This is a genomic window from Synergistales bacterium (assembly GCA_021736445.1).
In the GTDB taxonomy this organism is placed as follows: Bacteria; Synergistota; Synergistia; order Synergistales; family Aminiphilaceae; genus JAIPGA01.
Genome location: JAIPGA010000041.1, coordinates 1 through 19,266 on the forward strand (window position 1 = coordinate 1; position 19,266 = coordinate 19,266).

Consider the following 19,266-nt stretch of genomic DNA (forward strand, 5'->3'; position numbering starts at 1 on the left):
GTCGTCCTGCAGGCGCCGTCTCTGGAATCCTGCAAGCAGCATGCCCATTCAAGGCGCTTCCCTGCCCCCCTCCACCGCGCACAGCGCAGGAAGGGCTTCTTCCGTCCTCCTTCCTATTCCCTGCCGCCAGGCTCCTGGCTTCCGTCCCAGCGTTCCTCTTTCCGCGAGACATCCAGGCCGCGCTTGCGCAGCTCCTTCAGGAAGGGCTCGAAGGGGACATCGCTGGGTTCGGCGATCCCCGGTTTGGAAAAGTCTCCCTGCAGAATCATCTGGGTCGCTATGGACATGGGGAAGGCCACCGTCCGCTGCATCGCCGTGTACCCGGTTTCGAGGTCCCGGAAATCGATGAGCTGCATCACCACGCGGGTGGGTTCGCCGTTTCTGTAGCCCCTCACATCGGAACGGATCAGCGCCGCATCGCGCTCGCCCGGACCGTAGTGGAACTGCTCCTGGGAACCGAGCAGTTCGGCGCAGAAATAGGCCGGCGCCACCCTGGCTCCATCAACATCGATGGGCTCGGTGCCCGCAAAACCCATCTTGATCAGCTTCTCCCAGAGGGCGCGGTGCCCCGGCCAGCGGCAGATAAAGCGCCCCAGCGACGTGGCCGTATCGGCGATGGAGGGGAACAGCTCGGCCAGGGAGTCTCCGTACCCGTTGACAAAACACTCCAGGGGTCCGCCCATCTCCTGGAGATCGAGCGTGTGCGTGTTCTCCGGAAGGAACATCTCGTCGGCGGCGACCTCCGTGTATTCGCCGTTCTTCAGAAGCCGCCCGGGGATGCTGTAGGAGCAGACTGTATCCACAATAGACCAGGTGAACTTATAGCCCAGCGGATTGGCATTGGAAAGCCTGTGTTCCGGGAAGCCGGCTCCGTAGTTGTAGAGCACCTTCACCTCGTCGAGCTGTTTGACAGCCTCCCCGGCGACCACCACATCCAGCCCCGGGTCCATGCCGAATTCCTTCAGTACGGTGAGCCCCTTCTCCCCGGCGATGCGGTCGATCTCCTCCATCTCGCGCTGCTGCCGCCGCACTCCCTCCGGATCCTGTACGCTCCAGTCTCTGATGAAGACCGAGCTCACCAGATGTGTGCCGGCCTCGACCGCCGCCTGCGCCACCTGCATGGTGAATCGGATCGGCAGCAGTTCGACGACCACGTCGGCCTTCTTCATCATTTCGACCATCCCGTGGTAATCGTCCACATCAAACGAGACCGGCTTCACCCTTGGATCATCAACGGCACGGATCTCCCGGAGAAAGTGCGGCGCCGCATCGGCCACCACCAGTTCGTCGAATTCCCCCGTCCTGACGAGATCTTCCAGTACAAGCTTGCCCTGTTTCCCGTAGCCCAGCTGTAGAATCCGTTTCGTCATCCCTGCGCCCCCAATGTATGTGGTTTCTGGATCCAATATATGCATGCATATTGTCGGGCAAGAGAGAGCCCCCTGTCAAGAAGCACGTTTCGGCAAGACCTCGGGACAACCTCTGCGCCACAGGCAGAGACAGACCGTTGGATCCAACGCTCGGAACCGCCCCAGGCAAAGCGCCCCGGCCCCTCTTCCGCCATGAGAGAAGGAAGGGGAGACAGCCACGCACCACCGGGTTTCTGTCTCCTGTGGAGGCATCATGCCCTACGGAATCCCCGGAGAAAAGGGAACCAGCTCATTTCTTGTGATAGCATAGAATCCAGCGAATGCTCCACCTCAGATTCAGGCCATCCCGGCACGGGATGCACACCCGCCGGTACCGGATACCCGCAGCGTTCCACAGGGGGTGGACGGGAACGGCGTACCCAACCCATCCAAAGGGGGCCCGCAGCATGAAGAAGGTCTATGTGGTCGGCACCTGCGACACCAAGTACGGCGAGCTGTCCTACGTCAAGTCGGCGATCGAGCAGCAGGGATTGGAGGTGGTGCTCGTCGATGTGGGAAGCCGAAAGCCCGGCGGCAGGGCGGACGTGCCCAACACCGAGGTGGCCGCCGCCCACCCCGATGGCGCGGGCTTTCTCGACGGCATCGACGACCGCGGCAAAGCCGTGGCGATGATGGGCGAGGCGCTGGAACACTACGTCGGCAACCGCGCCGGCGAGATCGCCGGGATGATCGGCCTCGGCGGTTCCGGCGGCACCAGCCTGGCCACCCGGGGCATGCGCGCGCTGCCCATCGGCGTACCCAAGCTGATGGTCTCCACCGTGGCCTCCGGTGACGTCTCACCCTATGTGGGGCCCAACGACATCGCCATGATGTACTCGGTCACCGACGTGGCGGGGATCAACAAGATCTCCTCCCGGGTGCTGGGCAACGCCGCCCACGCCATGGCCGGCATGGTGCGGCACGAGCTGCCGGAACCGACGGACGTCAAACCGGCGGTGGGGATGACCATGTTCGGCGTCACCACGCCATGCGTGGACGCCGTGCGGTCACAGCTTGAAAACCGGTATGACTGCCTGGTCTTCCACGCCACCGGCACCGGCGGCCAGTCCATGGAGAAGCTCCTGGAGTCGGGCATGCTGGTGGGCGTGGTGGACATCTCCACCACCGAGGTCTGCGACCTCCACATGGGCGGCGTCATGAGCGCCGGGGAGGACCGATTCGGTGCGGTGATCCGCAGCGGATTGCCCTACGTAGGTTCCGTCGGGGCGCTGGACATGGTCAACTTCGGCGCCGTGGACACCGTTCCGGAGCACTACAGAAACCGCAACCTCTACGAGCACAACCCCCAGGTCACCCTCATGCGCACCACGCCGGAGGAGAACAGGACCATGGGCGAGTGGATCGCCGACAAGCTCAACCGGTGCGAGGGCGAGGTCCGCTTTCTGATCCCGCTGAAAGGGGTCTCCATGATCGACGCCGAGGGCCAGCCCTTCCACGATCCCGAGGCCGACCGGGCGCTCTTCGAGGCCATCGAGAACAACCTGCACCAGACGGACAAACGACGGCTCATCAAGCACGATATGCACATCAACGACCCGGCCTTCGCCGACGAACTCGTGCGGAGCTTCCGGGAGATTATCGAGAAAGGGAGGTTACGATGAAAGGATTTGAGCGGGAGGAACTGCTGGCGCGGTTCCGGAAGATGATCGAGGAGAACGACCCCATCATCGGCGGCGGCGCCGGCACCGGCATCTCCGCCAAGTGGGAGGAGGCCGGGGGCATCGACCTGATCGTCATCTACAACTCCGGCCGCTACCGCATGGCCGGACGGGGATCGCTGGCCGGACTGCTGGCCTACGGCAACGCCAACGAGATCGTCGCCGAGATGGCCCGGGAGGTCATCCCGGTGGTCAAGCACACCCCTGTACTGGCCGGCATCAACGGCACGGATCCCTTCGTCATCTGGGACGAGTTCTTCGACCGCCTGGAGAAGCTGGGCTTCTCGGGCGTCCAGAACTTCCCCACCGTGGGGCTCATCGACGGCGTCTTCCGGGCCAACCTGGAGGAGACCAACATGGGCTACGACCTGGAGGTGGAGGCCATCCGCCGGGCCCACGAGCGGGGGCTGCTCACCACCCCCTACGTCTTCAGCACCGAGGACGCCCGGAAGATGACCGAAGCCGGCGCGGACATCATCGTCGCCCATATGGGGCTCACCACCAGCGGTGCCATCGGCGCCAAAACGGCAAAAACGCTGGACGACTCGGTGGAGCTGATCCAGGAGTGGGCGGCGGCGGCCCGGGAGGTCCGGGAGGACGTGATCGTCCTCTGCCACGGCGGCCCCATCGCCATGCCCAACGACGCCCAGTACGTGCTGGAACGCACCGAGGGGATCAACGGATTCTACGGCGCCTCCAGCATGGAGCGGCTGCCCACCGAGAAGGCCATCAAAGCCCAGATCGAGGAATTCAAGAAGGTCACCTTCTGAACGACCGCAAGGGAAACACCGAAAGGAGGAGCATCATGCCCAGAGTCTACGAAAGCGGGATCATTCCGGCCACACCGGCGGAGGTATGGCAGCGCATCCGGGATTTCAACGCCCTTCCCGACTGGCACCCGGCCATCGCCAGAAGCGAACTGGAGGGAGAGAGGGATATCGGCGTGGTCCGGCACTTCTTCCTCAACGATGGCGGCGAGCTGCGGGAGCAGCTGCTGGCCCTCTCCGACCGCGATCGGAGCTGCCGCTACACCATCGTGGAATCGCCCATGGCCCTCACCAACTACGACGCCACGCTCCGGCTCTATCCGGTGACAGCCACCGGCGAGACCTTCGTGGAGTGGTACGCCTTCTTCGACGTCACCGAACCAGGCGCGGAAGAAGAAACCACCCAGGCCGTCAGCGGCGTCTTCTCCAGCGGCATCGAGAGCCTGCGGGCGCACTTCGCAGGCTAGCTGAACCGCATTCGGGAAACCGACGCGCCCCCTCCGCGGAGGGGGCGCGTTCTCGTCGGCCCTACTGCCCCTGGGGGAGCGCCACCTTCCCCTTCTTGCGGAAGATGATCACCTTGGGATGGTCGAAGACCGTGAAGGATTCCTCCGAGGGGTCGTCGTCGATGACGAGGGAGAGATCGCCGATCTCGATCCGCGGATAGGAGGTGAACGTGGCCACCCTCTCGAAACCCACCTCTTCCGCGAAGAGATGCCTGTAGAAGGCCGCCATCTTCGGGTAGAGCCAGGGGAGCCGCCGGAGCGTGGCGTAACCGCGACTGCTGGTGACCACGTAGTAGTCGGCCTCCAGGAGGGTCTCTTTCATCGTCTCCATCTTCCGCCTGGAATCGCGGTCGAAGATGGGGATCTGTTCGATCCGGTACGCGCCGGGACTCCCCTCCGCCAGAGGCAGCGGCAGCGCGTCGTCCCAGTGCTCCTCGGCCAGCACCGATCCTTCCGGGACGTTGTCGTAGATCCACTTGGAGGCAGCCACCCTGGTGTGGTCGCCCTTGTAGATGTGCATGAAGGCTATCGTCCACAGGCTGAGAACGGCCACGATCGCGGCGATCCGCAGCCACTCCAGCCGGTCCGGCCAGAGCCCCAGGAACCACTCGCAGCCCAGCGCCGCGAAGGCGGCGAGGAGAGGGTAGAGAAAGAGGAAGTAGCGCATGATGTGGGTGAGCCTGGTGGACTGCCAGACAAAGAAGGCCGCCGCCCAGACCAGCACGAGCAGCAGCACCCCGTTGCCCTCCAGGGTGAGCCTGATCCGCCGGGGGAGACGGATGCCCCGGTAGATGACAAACCGCTCCCCGGTCTGCCAGAGCGCCCAGAGGAACCCCCCCGCCGCGGCCAGGGAGCAGGGGATACCGAAGCCCCAGAAGACGATGCCCTGCAGCGCAAAGAGCACCGGCGTCCGGGAGATCCACTGGAGCGTCGGCGGGAACCAGACCGTCAGGTCCGACCAGCGCTGGACCTCCACCAGGTTCTCGTAGAACTGGACCGCCGGCACCAGCGTCGGCGTGTAGCGGGGGTCGAACATATGGGGGTCGCCCACCCGCAGCACGGCAACGAGAAAGACAAGAAAGAAGAAAAAGAAGAGCCCACCCAGCCAGAAGCCGGTGCGCCGCGCCCTGTAGGTGGCGATCAGCAGACAGAAGACCAGCATCCCCGGATAGAGGGCCGTCACCTTGCAGGCCATGGCGGCGCCCAAAACCCCCCCGGCCAGACAGCTCAAAAGCAGCGCGCCGAAGCGTCCGCCCGGTTCCATGGCGCCCCTGAAGACCGCCCAGAGGGAGGCGGTGGAAAAGAAGACCAGGAAGGTGTCCACAGTGAAGAAGTGGGACTGCTGGATGGGCAGCACGGCGATGGCGTAGATGAAGAGCCCCAGGTAGGGGAAGGTGGGCCAGAGGGTGTAGCGCCGCCGGAAGAGCAGCAGGATCAGAAAGAGAAAGAAGGCTGTCGCCGTATCGGCCAGGGCGGCGGCGGCCCGCCCCACCAGGTTGAGCTCCCCGTAGCTGTCGTGGCCCGTCAGAACGGCCACGGTCTTCACCATCACCAGCGGCAGGGTGCCGTAGACAAAGAAGTCGTATCCCCGGTTGTAGGGACTCATCGGCGAGCTGCCGGGATCGAGGTAGGCGCCGAGGGAGTCGGCCAACTCCAGATCCATCCCCACCATGGTCAGAAAGCGTTCGTCGGGATGGAGGTGGTGCCCCTGGTCCCAGTTGTAATCAACCGTACGCAGGGTAAAGGCCAGCAGCAGGAGAAAGACCAGCAGCAGCGCCCCTCTCCAGCCGACAGCTCTCCCCGGGATGATCTCCCCGCCCTTTCCTTCCATACAGACACCTCCGCTTCGGTCACACCTGGATCGTTCTCCCCCCGCCTCAACGGCGATGAGGAAGGAACATTACTACATCCGGAAGAGGCTCACCGCCGTATAGGCCAGCAGCAGCGCCAGGATCGCGTTGACGATCCCCCGCACCCTCCCCCCTTCGACATAGCGGCCCAGCGCCGTCCCGCTGAAGGCCCAGAGCGAGATGGCCGTGAAGTCCACCACGGAGAGCATCCCCACCACCAGCAGCAGGGGGAGCGGTCGGCCCGCCACAGGGCTGAGAAAGGTAGTGAAAAGCGTCACATTGCAGATGAAGAGCTTGGGATTCACCACCGGCAGCAGGAGACCCCGGAGGAACCCCAGAGGCTTGAGGGAGGCGGCTTCGTCCACGGTCCAGCTGGTCTGCAGGACCCCCCAGGCCATCCAGAGGATGTAGGCGGCGCCGAACCAGCGCATCCACCCAGCGACCTGGGGGAGGAGTGTCACCAGCGCCCCGGAGAAGCAGCCGCTCAGGAAGGTGACCGCGAAGGTCCCCACCAGCAGCCCGCCGATGTAGGGCATGGAGCGGCGGTAGCCGAAATTCAGCCCCATGGAAGCGCTGGAGACATTGTTCGGCCCCGGCGTGAAGACCATGATGCCGATAAAGGTCGCAAGCGGTACAAACTCGATATGTGTCGTCACAGAGATCCCTCCGTAGGTCACAGGTCATAGGTCATCCCGGCGTGTTCCTCTTCTGCTACGATATGCTTGGTAATATGCGCCGCTCCGGAACGCTCCACCGGGTTCCGGGGCAGCATCTCATTATAGTACACGAGGAGGCCACACGATGGAACCACGAGCAACGTCCGTACCCGGATGCACTATCCGTCCCGCCACAGAGGAGGAGGTACCGCTGATCCTCCGGTTCATCATCGAACTGGCGGAGTACGAGGAGCTGGGCCACGAGGTGGAGGCCACCGAGGAGCTGCTGGAGCAACACCTCTTCGGCGACCGGCCCCGGGCGGAGGTTGTCTTCGCCTGCGACCGCGGCACCCCTGTGGGGTTCGCCCTCTTTTTCTGCAATTTCTCCACCCTCCAGGGCAAACCGGGGATCTACATCGAGGACATCTACGTCCGCCCCGAAGCGCGGAGGCGGGGCATCGGCGCTTCGCTCTTCACCTTTCTCGCACAGCTGACGCTGGAACGGGGCGGCGGACGCATGGAGTGGGGCGTGCTCAGCTGGAACACGCCGGCCCGGGAGTACTACCGCTCCATGGGCGCGGCCCAGCAGGACCGGTTCATCCTCCAGCGCCTCACCGGCGAGGCGCTCCGGCGGGTGGCCGGCAGAACAGAGCGCACCTGACGCTGAGACGGGGGGCGAGACAATCCCCACGACGCCACCGGCAACCGTGGCATCACCCCACCCCACCGCATGCTAGGGAAGATCCAGATGAACGGGCAGACGGCCCTGGGGCTCCAGCCGCCCGGAGAGGTAGTCGCCCAGGGCCCCGAAACTCGGCGGGGTGCTGCTGTAGACAGCGACCGCGCCTGCCGCATCGGGCAGTTCCATCAGGTCGTAGGGGGCCCGGAAGGAGAGCAGCACCAGCTTATCGGCCGGGAGACGCCGCAGCAGCCGCTTCATCGCCGGACGCCGGAAGAGGTCGAAACAGCCGGCGAAGACCACCTCACGGCCGGAGAGCCGCTCTTCGATCCCCTCAATTGCGTCTTCCGTGAGCTCATCGGCGACGAGAACCGGCTCCAGCATGGGGCAGTGCCGTTCCAGCAAGGCTTGCGTCGTGGTCCAGCCGCCCGGCCAGAGTACAGGAAAGGGCCCCGGCTCGCCGACGGGGATGACGCCGCCGCGGTTGCGGACTACCGTCACCGCCCGCCGGGCGATCTCCCGGGCCAGCGCTTGGCGGTCGGGCGTCGCCAGCGTGGCGGAGAGCTGTTTCCCCGGGAAGGGATCGTCAAAGAGACCCAGCCGCTCCTTGGCCTCCAGGATCCGTTCCACCGAGGCCTCCAGGCGCTCTCTGGGGATCTCGCCCTTCTCGACGGCTTCCACCAGAGCCGCTTTCACCCTGCGGATCTTCTCCCTGCTGTAGTCGGGGTCGGCGCCGTAGATCAGCATGTCCACACCGGCGCGGAAGGCCGCAACGGCCGCCTCGCCGGCGCCCCAGTGCTTTCGGATGGCGCCCATCCCCATGGAGTCGGCGAAGATGACGCCGCGAAATCCCATCTCCTCCCGGAGCAGCCCCTGCAGGATCTTTCTGGAGAAGGTGGCCGGCAGCGGTGCGGGCTCCAGGGCCGGCACGCGGATATGGGCGGTCATCACCGCCGGCGCACCATCCGCCACAGCCTCGCGGAAGGGGCGCAGGTCGATGGACTCCAGGCTGGCCCGGTCGCGGGAGACCAGCGGCAGCCCCAGATGGGAGTCCACCGCCGTATCGCCGTGGCCGGGGAAGTGTTTGAGCACCGGGAGGACACCGCCTTCGAGATACCCCTTGACGGCCTCTATCCCGAAAGCCGCCACCTCCCTCGGCGAGGAGCCGAAGGAGCGGCTGCCGATGATGGGATTCCGGGGATTGCTGTTCACGTCCACCACAGGCGCGAAGTCGACGTTGATCCCCAGCGCCCGGAGTTCCTCTCCCATGTCCCTCGCCGCTTCCCGGGCCAGCGAGGGTGCTCCCGCGGCCCCCAGAGCCATGTTGCCGGGGAAGAGGGTCACCCCTTCGCGGATCCTGTTCACCCAGCCGCCCTCCTGATCGATGGCGACAAAAAGGGGTATCCCCGAGGTGCGCAGGGCCCAGCGCTGCATCTCCTCGGCGAACCCGGCCACCTGCTCCGTGGTCCCGATGTTCCCCGTAGCCGTGTAGAGCACCACACCACCCGGCTTGATCTCCGCCAGGTCCATCAGGTTGGCGCCGGTCACCTGCCTGCCCTCCAGGGTGATGGCCAGGGCCTGTCCCACCAGCTCCTCCAGGGAGAGATCGGCCGTCCGGGACCGTGCCTCCGCAGGGCCGGCCTGCACCAATGTCAGCAACAGCACCACCATGAGCCCCAGGATCCCCGCAGCCGCCTTCCGCCCTCGCTGCCTCCGGGCGGACACAAACCGATCGCCTTTCCATACTCCTCCCATGATCACGCCTCCTTATCTCTATCTCGTGCCACTGTATTCGATCCTGCTATCCCCAAGCCTACCACAAGCCTGCCATCCTCAAGGACATTCTCCAGGTACCCATTGCGCCCACAAGCCCTCTCCGTCGCGGGGTTTATTTTGAAACAGCCGTGTTGTATAATGAAACACAGAGAGAGGTGGTCGCCGTGACGGAGGAGCGCGGTCTGGTGCAGTCGGTGGTCCGTTCGCTGGATATCCTGGAGCTGCTCAACAGGGAGCCGGCCGCGGGTGTTTCGCAAATCGCCGGGCGGCTCGGCCTGGACAAGAGTACCGTCCACCGGCTGCTCACAACGCTCAGGGCAAAGGGATACGTCAGGCAGGATCCCGACACCCAGAGCTACTCCAACAGCCTCAAGCTGCTGGAGCTGGGGCTCTCCTCGGTGGACCGAAAGGGGCTCATGCGGAAGGCCCGCCCCCACCTCGAAACACTCGCCGCGGCAACAAGGGAAACCGTCAACCTTGCCCTTCTGGACGGCGTCGACATCGTCTACGTCGACAAGATCGAGAGCACCGAGGTGATCAGGGCCGATCTCGGCGTGGGGCGCAGCTGGCCCGCCTACGCCACAAGTCTGGGCAAGGCGATCCTCTCCCACCTCCCGGAGGAGCGGGTGCAGAGCCTCTTCCGAAACGAAGGGTTCGCCAAGCTCACCGCCAACACTCTGGACTCCCTGGAGGAACTGCTGACCGATTTGCGCACCACTCGACGGCGGGGCTACGCGATCGACAACGAGGAGCTCCTCCCCGGTCTGGCCTGCGTCGCCGCGGCGGTCACCGGCTTCAGCGGCGAACCGCTGGGGGCCGTGAGCGTAGCCTATCCCCGCTATCGCTACCAACAGGGGTCGGCGGCGGAACAGCGGATCATCGAAGCGGTTGCAACCACAGCACGGGACATCTCCCACGAACTGGGGCACACAGGCGCGGCGTTCCCTACGGGCACGTAATCGGAACCTGCGCCATTCCATACGTAAAGGAGGAAACAGACATGGCTAAGAAGAAAGGGCGTCTTGATTTCATCAAGATGAAGAAAGAGGGCGAGCAGGTGGCGTGGGTCACCGCCTACGACTTCCCCACCGCCTCCTTCGTGGAACAGGCGGGCATGGACATGATCCTGGTGGGCGACTCCATGGGCATGGTGGTCTACGGCTACAACGGGACCATCCCGGTGACCATGGACGACAGCATCCGCCACTGCCAGGCCGTCCGGAGGGGCGCGCCGAACACCTTCTGCATCGGCGACCTCCCCTTCCTCTCCTACCAGACCTCGGACAGCGACGCCGTCCTCAACGCAGGGCGCTTCCTGAAAGAGGCCGATATGGACGCCGTCAAACTGGAGGGCGGGAAGCGGGTGCTCTCCAAGATCGAGGCCATCGCCAACGCCGGGATCCTGGTGATGGGACACATCGGCCTCACCCCCCAGAGTTCCGGTGTACTGGGCGGCTTCAAGGCCCAGGGCCGGGACCCCAAGAGCGCCAGGGCCCTCATCGACGACGCCCTTGCCATCCAGGAGGCCGGCGCCTGGGCGCTGCTGCTGGAAGCCGTGCCGCCCGAGCTGACCCAGTTCCTGACCAAAAAGATGGAGATCCCCGTCTACTCCATCGGCGCCGGCGGCCCCTGCGACGGCCAGCTGCTGATCTGCGGCGACATGCTGGGCCAGTTCCAGGCCTTCACGCCCAAGTTCGTCAAGAAGTACGCCAACGTCGCCGAGGTGGAGATCAACGCCTTCAAGGAGTACGTCAACGACGTCAAGACCGGCCAGTTCCCCACCGACGAGCACTGCTACCACATCCTCTCCCAGCACGAGGACGAATACTACAAGATGCTCAAGGAGTACGAGTAGGGGCAGCGCAACATATCGGTGTCCCACAGAAGCCCGAAGGGGAGAGCGGCGGATATCCGCCGCTCTCCCCTTCTCGTTGTGTCTCTCCCGGAAAGGTGAAGGAGGGTCCTAAAAGAGAATCCGGCCGATGAACCAGCTGGGCAGAGCCAGCGAGACCGCCGGCACGTAGGTGGTGATGATCAGCGTGGGGATCCAGGCAAAGACAATCATGAGCATTGTCGGCGAGAGCATCTCCTGGATACTCACCTTCCCGAGCCTCCCGCCCAGGTACAGTAGTGGCGCCGTCGGGGGCGTGATATTGCCCATCCCCAGGTTGACGCCCAGGATGGCAGCAAACTGGATGGGATTCACCCCGATCTCGATCATAAGCGGCAACAGGAGAGGCGTGCAGAGCAGCGTTCCGCTCACATCGTCCATCAGCATCCCGATCATCACCATAAAGAGGTTCACCATGATCAGGATCATCCGTGGGTCCTCGGAGATCATCATGAAAACGTCGATCACCTTGTTGGGGAGACGCTCCATCACAAAGATCCGGCTGAGGATCATGACGATCAGAAACATGACCATCAGTACGCCTGTGGTGGTACCCGTTTCGACAAGCGCCGCCTTGAGTGAGGAGAATGTGAGCTTCCGGTAGACAAAGAACCCCACCGGGATGGCGTAGACGACAGCTACTGCCGCCGCCTCCGTAGGGGTCATGATACCGCCGTAGATTCCCCCGAGGATAATCACCGGCATGGCCAGGGCGGGGAGGGCCCTCATGCTTTTACGCCAATTGCTCTCCCCGGCACTGAGCAGTGCCTGCTGGGCCATCGCCGCCCCGATGGAGCGGGATTTTCTGGAGATAAACCAGTTGACGGTGCACAACAAAACAGAGAGGATGATGCCCGGCCCAATCGTTGCCAGAAAACAGGTGAGGACAGACTGGTTGGCGCTCCAGGCATAGATGATCTGGATGGAACTCGGCGGGATCAGCAGCCCCAGCGGTGCAGCGTTCACGATGATCGAGGCAGCGTGCCCCTTGCTGTATCCGGCCTCCCGAAGCTTCGGGAACATGATGCTGCCGATACAGGAGAGTGTGGCCGCCGCGCTCCCGGAGATGGCGCCGAAGAGCCCCGAGGCGATGATGGCGACGGCACCGAGGCCGCCCCGGATCTTCCCCACAAAGATATTGATGAAACTGACCAGCGAATCCCCGATATGGCCCCGCTCCATGATACCTCCCGCCAGGATGAACAGGGGGATCGCCAGGAGCACGATGGTGTTCAGCTTGCTGTACCCGCTGGAGAGAAGGGCATCCGACTGGTACCCCATCACAAAGACCATGTACAGCAGCGATGTGCCGAAGGCAAAGACAATGGGGACACCGATGACAATCGTGATGATCAAAATGGTAATGGTAACGATCAGACCCATCAGGAGACACCCCCTGTCTCCATGGTGGTCTCGCCGCGCCGGATGCGGCCGATAAGGCGCAGAAGATCCAGTACCAGGTAGAGACTCATGATCGAGAAGCCGACAAGGATGGCGCTCTGGGGAATGACCATGGGAATCCGCCATGCGATGGACCGCGTGTCCCGCACAATCCCCCAGACAAAGTAGTTGAAAGCCCAGTAGTTGATCACCAGACAGGTCACTGTGGAGATGGAAACGACGACAAAACGCATCCAGAACCTGAGGCGTGGGTTTTTGACGTATTCCTTCACGATATCCGCCTGAATGTGACTGTCCTCGTAGGAACCGTAGGCCGCACCCATCAGATACAGCCAGAAGGCGAAGATGAGGATGAACTCCTCACTCCCATACAGGTCAAGATGGAGTATATAACGAAAGAGGACCGTTGCCACGATCGCGAAGGAAAGCAGCAACTGGGTAACGACGAGCATCCATTCGAGGAATTTCGGAATAAGGATTTCCAGAACAAAGCCTCTCTGTTTCATGTCCCTTCACCGCTTTCTCATCCCGGGTCGGCCAAGCGCCTCGGACAGCCAGCCGGCTCCCTTCTCCGGAACCGTCACCCCAACGGCCGGGCGGACCGGCAACCCCGGCCCGCCCGGCTTCATCGGCAGTGCCTACTGCTGCACGTCTTCGAGAAGCCCCTCGATCACCTCTTCGCCGAACATCTTCGAGAACTTGGGCCAGGAAACCTTCCGGACGTGAGCGGCCAGAGCATCGATCTCCTCCTGGGAGACATCGTGTATGACCACGTCGTGCTCCTCGGCCAGCTTCCTCTGATACTTCTCCTCCTGCTTCCTGGCCTCCACAATGCTCTTGCTCGCCTGTTTCTGGCAGGCTTCCAGGATGATCCGGCTGTATTCCTCGGGCATCTCCTCGAAGAGGTCCTTGTTCATGATGTACGACACGTTTTCGACAAACATGCGCACGGGGAAGAAATTCTTGATGAGATCCCTGAACGTGAAGTAGTTCAGCGACGCCGTCCCGCCGATGTAGCCGTCGCAGACACCGGTCTGCATCGCGGTATAGAGATCGGACCAGTTGATCGTGACCGTGTCGTAGTTCAGATCCTTCATGGTCACCTTGTAGAGCTCCGACGGGGGAATCCGTACCAGGATCTCGTGGTTCGCCTCGGGATCAAAGGGATCGGCAGGTTCCTTCACCGTGGCCAGGGAGATAAAGCTGTCCACATAGACACCCAGCAGCTGCACCCCCACCTTGGCGTGGGCCTCCTCGTAGGTCTCGTACCAGAAGGAACCCGGCGAGAAGACGTCTTTCAGCCCCTCCCAGCTCGTGGTCAGGTAGGGCATGCTGCAGATCTCCAGCATCTGGTTGTACTGGCCGGTGATATAGAAATAGCCCATATCGACGCTGCCCCGGATGACATCCTCGTAGACCTGGACATAGTCCCCAAGCTGGCTGGCCGGGTAGACCTCGATCTTCACCTTGCCGTCGGTCTTCTCGGCGACCTCCTCGGCAATGGCGTACTGGGTCGCCGTCCCCGGATGGTCTGGTGCATAGCTCCCGGCAAACCGCAGCGTGTACTCCGGTTCGGCCGCGAAGGCCCCAAAGGCAAAAGCAACAACCATAAGCGAAGCCACCAATAGCGATACCGCAAACCTTCTGTTCCGCATACCACACAACCTCCTTCGTTTTGTACGGACTCCCCGAACGTACCGAACAACCGCCGGGGCACGTGAAGCCTTCACTCTTTACTCCCCTCTTTTTCACACAAATCCATAGTACGGTCGCTGTGCAACGGCACTGTTTGCGTATCTGATCATGGTGACGAAGTCGAAGACCGGGAGATTGACGGCCCGTTGTACATCCGCAGCGTAGGGTGGCATATCGGAACACTCCAGCAGGATGGCGCCTATGTCGTCATGATCCGCAACGAGCTGTCGTGCCGTGGCCACCACCTCTTCCCTCACCTTTCGATTGTCAAAATACCCTTTATCGCTGTGCAGTATGGCGCTGAACTCACCTCCTCGCGGGATCTCCTCGATGCGGCAGTCCTTCGGTTCTACGCCGCAGCTCTCCCAGAGATCCGGGGTCAGCGACGGTTTGTCCGCACAGATGAGACCGATCTTCTGCTCCCTGCGGATCCCCGCCTTGATCCAGGGGATCTGCACGAGACTGGAGAGATAGACCGGAACGTTCAAGGCCTCCCGAACCTGACTCTGGAAGTGGCCGAAGTAGCCGCAGGCTCCGCAGACCACACGGCACCCCTCCATCTCCAGCTCCCTCCCCGTAGCCACGAGATCATCAAGCAGCGCGGGATCGCCGCTGTGCATCCGTTTCTGGTCCGCCCCCGGCACCGCCTTCAACCGGACCGGGAAGTCGTAGGTCCATGCGTTGACCACGTTCCCCGGAATGATGGGATACCAGACATCCAGCAACATGATGCCCACCGTGTAGCCGGAGATCACCTGTCCCTTCCTGATAGCGAAGGTCCTGTCCAGCTCCCCCCGCGAACCGAGAAAGCCGTACTCCCGGTGCCCCCGGGACCGCTCCTCCATGTGTTCTCACTCCTTCCCGCAGGCCCTACGCTTCGGCGAAGATCCCCTGTTCCAGATACGCCAGCATCTGCTCCCTGTTCATATGTCCGAGCCCGATATCCTCCAGCGTCAGACCCCTTTTCCAGAAATCCGTCCCGGTCATCACACAGGCGAGATGGATCATGCTGTCCACGGTAGGCGTGTCGACACCGAATCGCTTCCCCAGCTCGTGGTAGATATGGCAGCCTATGGGCACATCCTCGGTGATATACCGGTTGTTGAGATCGAAGGGACCGGTTCCGAACTGCAGATAGTCCTGCTCCTCAAAGGGAATCTCGTAGTCGAGCCCCATGTACTCCTGCCCAAGCACGTTTTCGCGGGAGAAGAAGTGGTCCCGTTCGTAGGGCTGGATCCCCACACCCATCGCCTCGGCCAGGGCGCACTCCTCCCGGTAGAAGGCGTACTGCACCTCCGATACGGCGGGGCAGTATGCATGGGAGTAGATGGAGTAGTCATACTTGTCGGTCCCGTAGATAACCCCCCAGTTCTGCATGACCGCGGCCCCCAGCAGCGTGCCCGGGCAGTGCAGAACCGGATTCACATTGCTGAAGCCGGTGTCCATCACCGTCTTGCCCCCCACAACGCCGTCACCGCCGGTCACGGCGTCCATGGAACCCATGCAGGCCGTGCTTTCCAGAAAGTCAGCCTGGTCAGCGGAAGGCAGCGCCGCACCGCGGAGTGTGATGGCCCGGTAGTAGACCCGGATCTGGGGGAGTACCACGCCGCCCTTGACCTCCACCCGACAGCCGTAGGGAGCGCTGGACCATCCGCCGACGACCACCTTTCTGGTGCACCCTGCTTCGCGCATCATCTTCCGCAGCAGCAGGGAGCCGTAGTTGTCCGGAAAGATATGGATCACCATGCCGTCCTCAAGGGCCGGAATCAGCCGTTCGAAGAAGGGCCGGTGCCCTACGGAGGGTGTGGCGACGATAACGACCCCCGCTCCGCGGACCGCCTCGGCCACGTCGCTGGTGACCAGCTCCATCTGGGCGGTGCCGCTCCGTTCGAAGCCGTAGAGATTCAGCTGTTGCCCGAAGAACTTGATTCCCCTGTCCACACCAAAGAGTGTTGTGCGGGCAAAAGGCTCCAGATCGCAGAGCCGCACCCTTCCGCCGGCCAGCGCGCAATCCGCAGCCTGGGCCTTCCCGACGGCACCCGCCCCCAATACCGCGATCGGTTTGTCCTTCAAATATTCCATGCTGCTCATGCCTCTCCCCCCTTCATCGGTCTGCCTCCACACCTGCCGCCTCATCGACGCTCCGGAGAATCTCGACAACCCCCCGATCGCCGTCCACACGCACGCGATCACCCGTGCGGATGATCTCAAAGGGATCCTCCTCCAGGTCGGTCACTACCGGCACCCAGGTCACCACTGCAGCCACGGCCGTCCTGGAATCCATCCCGGGAAAGACAAAGGCCGCAGGCCCGATACCGGCAACCTTGGCCGCATGGAAATGACAGGACCAGCCGTTTGAGCCCTTTCCGCCGGAAAGCACCAGCACGGATCCCTGTATGGAACGCCCTTCAAAGGGATGTCCCCGCTCGATGACCAGCCCGGTCCGGTCGTCGACACCGCTCCACCCCTGTATGGCGGCCCGGCTCACCATGGCCGGTCCCTCGGCGACCCCCCCGACGGCCCCTCTTCCCTGCAGTCTGATCACCGTCATCGCTCCCCTCCCTCCCAATATCCGCCGAGTGCGGACTCAAGACAGTGTTCCATGGAACCATAGTGGACACTGGTCTGCACCGCTGGTCGTATGTAGTGGGCCTGCTTGGCCGAATCGAAGACCAGCGCCGCACCTTCCCGGGGAAAGCACTCGCTGGTGAGGGGACAGCTGCTGGTCAGCACCTGCCCGCCGGCACGCTCGATGGCCCCGGTATAGCCGCACCGGTCGGCGGTCTCCTTGATGGGGAGCGCCGTCCATACCTGCAACGTCACCGAGGGCGCTACGGACTTCCCGTCCAGGAACGCCGCCGTCTCCCGGAGCTGATCCAGGGTATAGTGGGGGCAGCCGAGACTGACCAGCTGCACCTTGTCGCGCCCCGGATCGTCGAGATCGGCCCTCGATGCCTCGATATCACCGTCGGTGATCGCCACCGTTTCCAAACCCCTTCGCCCTCCCGTGGCCTCTTCGAGGGTCGCCGCTTCCGGCGTCACCCCTACGATGTGGCACATCTCCGCCCCGCCTGTGGTGGCCATGGAGGCGAAGGCGGCCTTCAACGTGGTGATGTCCGGCCTGGAGAAGCCCGAGACCAGCACGGGGATATGACGGGGCGGCGTTCGCTTCCCGATGGTGTAGCCCAGGAGATCCCAGTCCAGCAGGGTCTCGGTGGCGCATTGGACGGAAAAGAGAAGGGTGCCCTTCCGATTGCTCCGGTCGTGGAGGCCCCAATAGGGCGTCCTCCCGCAGACCGCCGACCAGAAACCCGCCTCGAGACCGTCGGCATGGCCGCAGGCCCCCCAGAGGGCGTTCATCATCAAGACAGCGTGGGACTCGCTGCTCACGTAGTGCTCGCCCATGAGCGGCACAAAGCCGAGCATATAGGGGATACAGGAACCCACCAGATGGACTCCCGCGTCCAGATAGCGGGAGAGATAGGCCTCGTTCCGCGCCCGCTCCGCCTCCGGGACACCCATCCCGTTCCATCCAAGGGGACACATGGGCCCCACGTCGGACTGGGCATAACAGGCGACACGGTCAAGCACGACGCGCTCGTCGGAACAGAAGTGCATCTGCGACATCACGACATCGATGTCGTCGGTATCCAGTGCCTCCAGGTAGTGGTGGGCACCGCAGAAGAGATGCGCCTTGGTTACCCTGCAGAGCCGCTCGGCACCGACAACCTCGCCGTAGGCCACCACGTTCTCCATGGCTTTCCTCTTGAGCAGTCCTTCTTTTCCGTCGAGCATCCGTTGCTCTTCTTCAGAGAAATACATAACCCCTCCCACTCTCCCCAACAGAACGGGAACTACAGGAGATCGACGATGTCGACCTCCTCCAATAGATAGGAGCCCTGGCTTTCGAGGAAGGCGTCGTACTCGCGCACGCGCTTCCGGGCGTACTCCTTGTCCTTCATCAGCAAGGCGGTGAGCAGCGCATGGGTCAGCGCCATGGCTCCCGCGTAGGGATCAATAAAGGTGATGAACTTCTGGGGAACCACAAAGAGATGGGTGCAGTATTCGGCGATCGGAGAGAAGACGGTGTCGGAAACCCCGACTACGGGAACCCCCTGTTCGGAGAGAAGGGAGAGCACCTCCTGGGTCCGGCGGGGATACCGCGGGAAGCTGTACACCAGTGCCACAGCGTTCTCTCCCGAAAAATCCCGCATTGCGTTGAAGGCCTTCGCGTCAAGCGTGGTCACCCTGTGCACCTTCTTCCGGATCACGTTCATGTAGACCGCGGCGTATTCGGCGACGACATGATTGAATTCCGTACCCACCACAACCACCTCGTCGGCCCGGAACAGCAGCTCCACGGCGCTCTCGAAATCCGCCTCCTTCATCCCCTCCAGCATCTCGTCGATGATGCTCCGTTCCATGGCGACCACACGATGCCAGAGGCGATCCCCGTTCTCCTGCTGTTCCAGCGGAAAGCGCTCCAGGGAGTGGATCTCGCTTTTGAACATCTCCTGAATCGCCGCCTGCAGCCCCGCGTATCCTCCGTAGTCGAGACTGTACGCGAGACGGGTAACCGTGGATTCGCTGACACCCGCCTTGGCGGCGAGAGCCGTGGCGTTCAGGAAGGCCACATCCTTGTAGTGATCGATGATGTACCTGGCGAGCTCGTATTGCTTGGGACTCAGCGAGGCACCCGCCTTGGCAATGCGATCGGTGAACGTATCCTGTTCCGTCAGATGAAAAACCTCCGTCTAATCAAATTGCCTGCAGAAAAAATTTCTTCATCCACAGCCTACACAGAGCCCTCGGGGTTGTCAAGCCTTTTTTCGAAATGTTCCTGCATCGCAGGGGAAGGTGTGCAGCGGAGGCCCTCACCGGACAGAGGTCAAGATCCACCCGGAGTTCGCGGTTGGCTGCCAGACAACGACGAGCCGGCGCTTGCCCCGATCGGGGC

19 protein-coding genes are annotated in these 19,266 nt (G+C 63.0%); 7 read left to right on the forward strand and 12 right to left on the reverse strand.

Annotated elements, in window-relative coordinates:
- Window positions 1–113: 113 nt before the first annotated feature.
- Window positions 114–1,370, reverse strand: a complete 1,257-nt coding sequence (locus K9L28_07215; GenBank protein ID MCF7936111.1) for a saccharopine dehydrogenase NADP-binding domain-containing protein — start codon at window positions 1,368–1,370, stop codon at window positions 114–116.
- Window positions 1,371–1,816: 446 nt separating this feature from the next.
- On the opposite strand from K9L28_07215, the gene K9L28_07220 reads away from it, so the two are divergent.
- The 3 genes from K9L28_07220 to K9L28_07230 are packed head-to-tail and all read left to right on the forward strand — an operon-like array spanning window position 1,817 to window position 4,322.
- Window positions 1,817–3,031, forward strand: a complete 1,215-nt coding sequence (locus K9L28_07220; protein ID MCF7936112.1) for a Tm-1-like ATP-binding domain-containing protein — start codon at window positions 1,817–1,819, stop codon at window positions 3,029–3,031.
- Window positions 3,028–3,858, forward strand: a complete 831-nt coding sequence (locus K9L28_07225; GenBank protein ID MCF7936113.1) for a phosphoenolpyruvate hydrolase family protein — start codon at window positions 3,028–3,030, stop codon at window positions 3,856–3,858. The genes K9L28_07220 and K9L28_07225 overlap by 4 nt, the downstream gene beginning before the upstream one ends.
- A 35-nt stretch (window positions 3,859–3,893) precedes the next feature.
- Window positions 3,894–4,322 carry an SRPBCC family protein gene (locus K9L28_07230; GenBank protein ID MCF7936114.1) on the forward strand — a complete coding sequence of 143 codons (429 nt, stop codon included), beginning with the start codon at window positions 3,894–3,896 and terminating at the stop codon, window positions 4,320–4,322.
- Window positions 4,323–4,383: 61 nt separating this feature from the next.
- Here K9L28_07230 and K9L28_07235 read toward each other — a convergent pair whose 3' ends face one another.
- Entirely contained in the window at window positions 4,384–6,192 is a 1,809-nt protein-coding gene (locus K9L28_07235) for a hypothetical protein (GenBank protein MCF7936115.1), read from the reverse strand.
- Between the two features lie 72 nt (window positions 6,193–6,264).
- Window positions 6,265–6,867 carry a LysE family translocator gene (locus K9L28_07240; protein ID MCF7936116.1) on the reverse strand — a complete coding sequence of 201 codons (603 nt, stop codon included), beginning with the start codon at window positions 6,865–6,867 and terminating at the stop codon, window positions 6,265–6,267.
- A gap of 145 nt (window positions 6,868–7,012) precedes the next feature.
- On the opposite strand from K9L28_07240, the gene K9L28_07245 reads away from it, so the two are divergent.
- Window positions 7,013–7,528, forward strand: coding sequence for a GNAT family N-acetyltransferase (locus K9L28_07245; GenBank protein MCF7936117.1), 516 nt, complete (start codon window positions 7,013–7,015; stop codon window positions 7,526–7,528).
- Window positions 7,529–7,600: 72 nt separating this feature from the next.
- On the opposite strand, the gene K9L28_07250 is transcribed toward K9L28_07245, so the two are convergent.
- Window positions 7,601–9,301, reverse strand: a complete 1,701-nt coding sequence (locus K9L28_07250) for a glycoside hydrolase family 3 protein (GenBank protein MCF7936118.1) — start codon at window positions 9,299–9,301, stop codon at window positions 7,601–7,603.
- Window positions 9,302–9,453: 152 nt separating this feature from the next.
- Between K9L28_07250 and K9L28_07255 the strand changes: the two genes are divergently transcribed.
- The gene (locus tag K9L28_07255) at window positions 9,454–10,281 is read left to right on the forward strand and encodes an IclR family transcriptional regulator (protein ID MCF7936119.1); all 828 of its coding nucleotides are present in this window, start codon (window positions 9,454–9,456) and stop codon (window positions 10,279–10,281) included.
- A gap of 41 nt (window positions 10,282–10,322) precedes the next feature.
- Window positions 10,323–11,177: a 3-methyl-2-oxobutanoate hydroxymethyltransferase gene (panB, locus tag K9L28_07260; GenBank protein ID MCF7936120.1), complete on the forward strand. Its 855-nt coding sequence runs from the start codon at window positions 10,323–10,325 to the stop codon at window positions 11,175–11,177.
- A gap of 108 nt (window positions 11,178–11,285) precedes the next feature.
- Here panB and K9L28_07265 read toward each other — a convergent pair whose 3' ends face one another.
- The 8 genes from K9L28_07265 to K9L28_07300 form a co-directional block, all read right to left on the reverse strand.
- Complete coding sequence (locus K9L28_07265) at window positions 11,286–12,596, reverse strand: TRAP transporter large permease (GenBank protein ID MCF7936121.1); 1,311 nt, start codon at window positions 12,594–12,596, stop codon at window positions 11,286–11,288.
- Window positions 12,596–13,120 (reverse strand): TRAP transporter small permease subunit, encoded by a 525-nt coding sequence (locus K9L28_07270; GenBank protein ID MCF7936122.1) that lies wholly within the window; start codon window positions 13,118–13,120, stop codon window positions 12,596–12,598. Before K9L28_07270 ends, K9L28_07265 begins: the two co-directional genes overlap by 1 nt.
- 132 nt (window positions 13,121–13,252) lie before the next feature.
- Window positions 13,253–14,236, reverse strand: coding sequence for a TRAP transporter substrate-binding protein DctP (gene dctP / locus K9L28_07275; GenBank protein ID MCF7936123.1), 984 nt, complete (start codon window positions 14,234–14,236; stop codon window positions 13,253–13,255).
- Window positions 14,237–14,362: 126 nt separating this feature from the next.
- Window positions 14,363–15,154, reverse strand: a complete 792-nt coding sequence (locus tag K9L28_07280; GenBank protein MCF7936124.1) for an aspartate/glutamate racemase family protein — start codon at window positions 15,152–15,154, stop codon at window positions 14,363–14,365.
- 25 nt (window positions 15,155–15,179) lie between these two features.
- Window positions 15,180–16,400 (reverse strand): NAD/NADP octopine/nopaline dehydrogenase family protein, encoded by a 1,221-nt coding sequence (locus tag K9L28_07285; GenBank protein MCF7936125.1) that lies wholly within the window; start codon window positions 16,398–16,400, stop codon window positions 15,180–15,182.
- Window positions 16,401–16,413: 13 nt separating this feature from the next.
- Entirely contained in the window at window positions 16,414–16,860 is a 447-nt protein-coding gene (locus tag K9L28_07290) for a DUF126 domain-containing protein (protein ID MCF7936126.1), read from the reverse strand.
- A complete protein-coding gene (locus K9L28_07295) occupies window positions 16,857–18,131 on the reverse strand; it encodes an aconitase X catalytic domain-containing protein (protein ID MCF7936127.1) in 1,275 nt (424 codons plus the stop codon). Before K9L28_07295 ends, K9L28_07290 begins: the two co-directional genes overlap by 4 nt.
- 32 nt (window positions 18,132–18,163) lie before the next feature.
- Entirely contained in the window at window positions 18,164–18,943 is a 780-nt protein-coding gene (locus tag K9L28_07300) for a MurR/RpiR family transcriptional regulator (protein MCF7936128.1), read from the reverse strand.
- A gap of 9 nt (window positions 18,944–18,952) precedes the next feature.
- On the opposite strand from K9L28_07300, the gene K9L28_07305 reads away from it, so the two are divergent.
- Window positions 18,953–19,266, forward strand: a 314-nt coding sequence (locus K9L28_07305; GenBank protein MCF7936129.1) for a hypothetical protein, incomplete at its 3' end; no start/stop codon positions are given.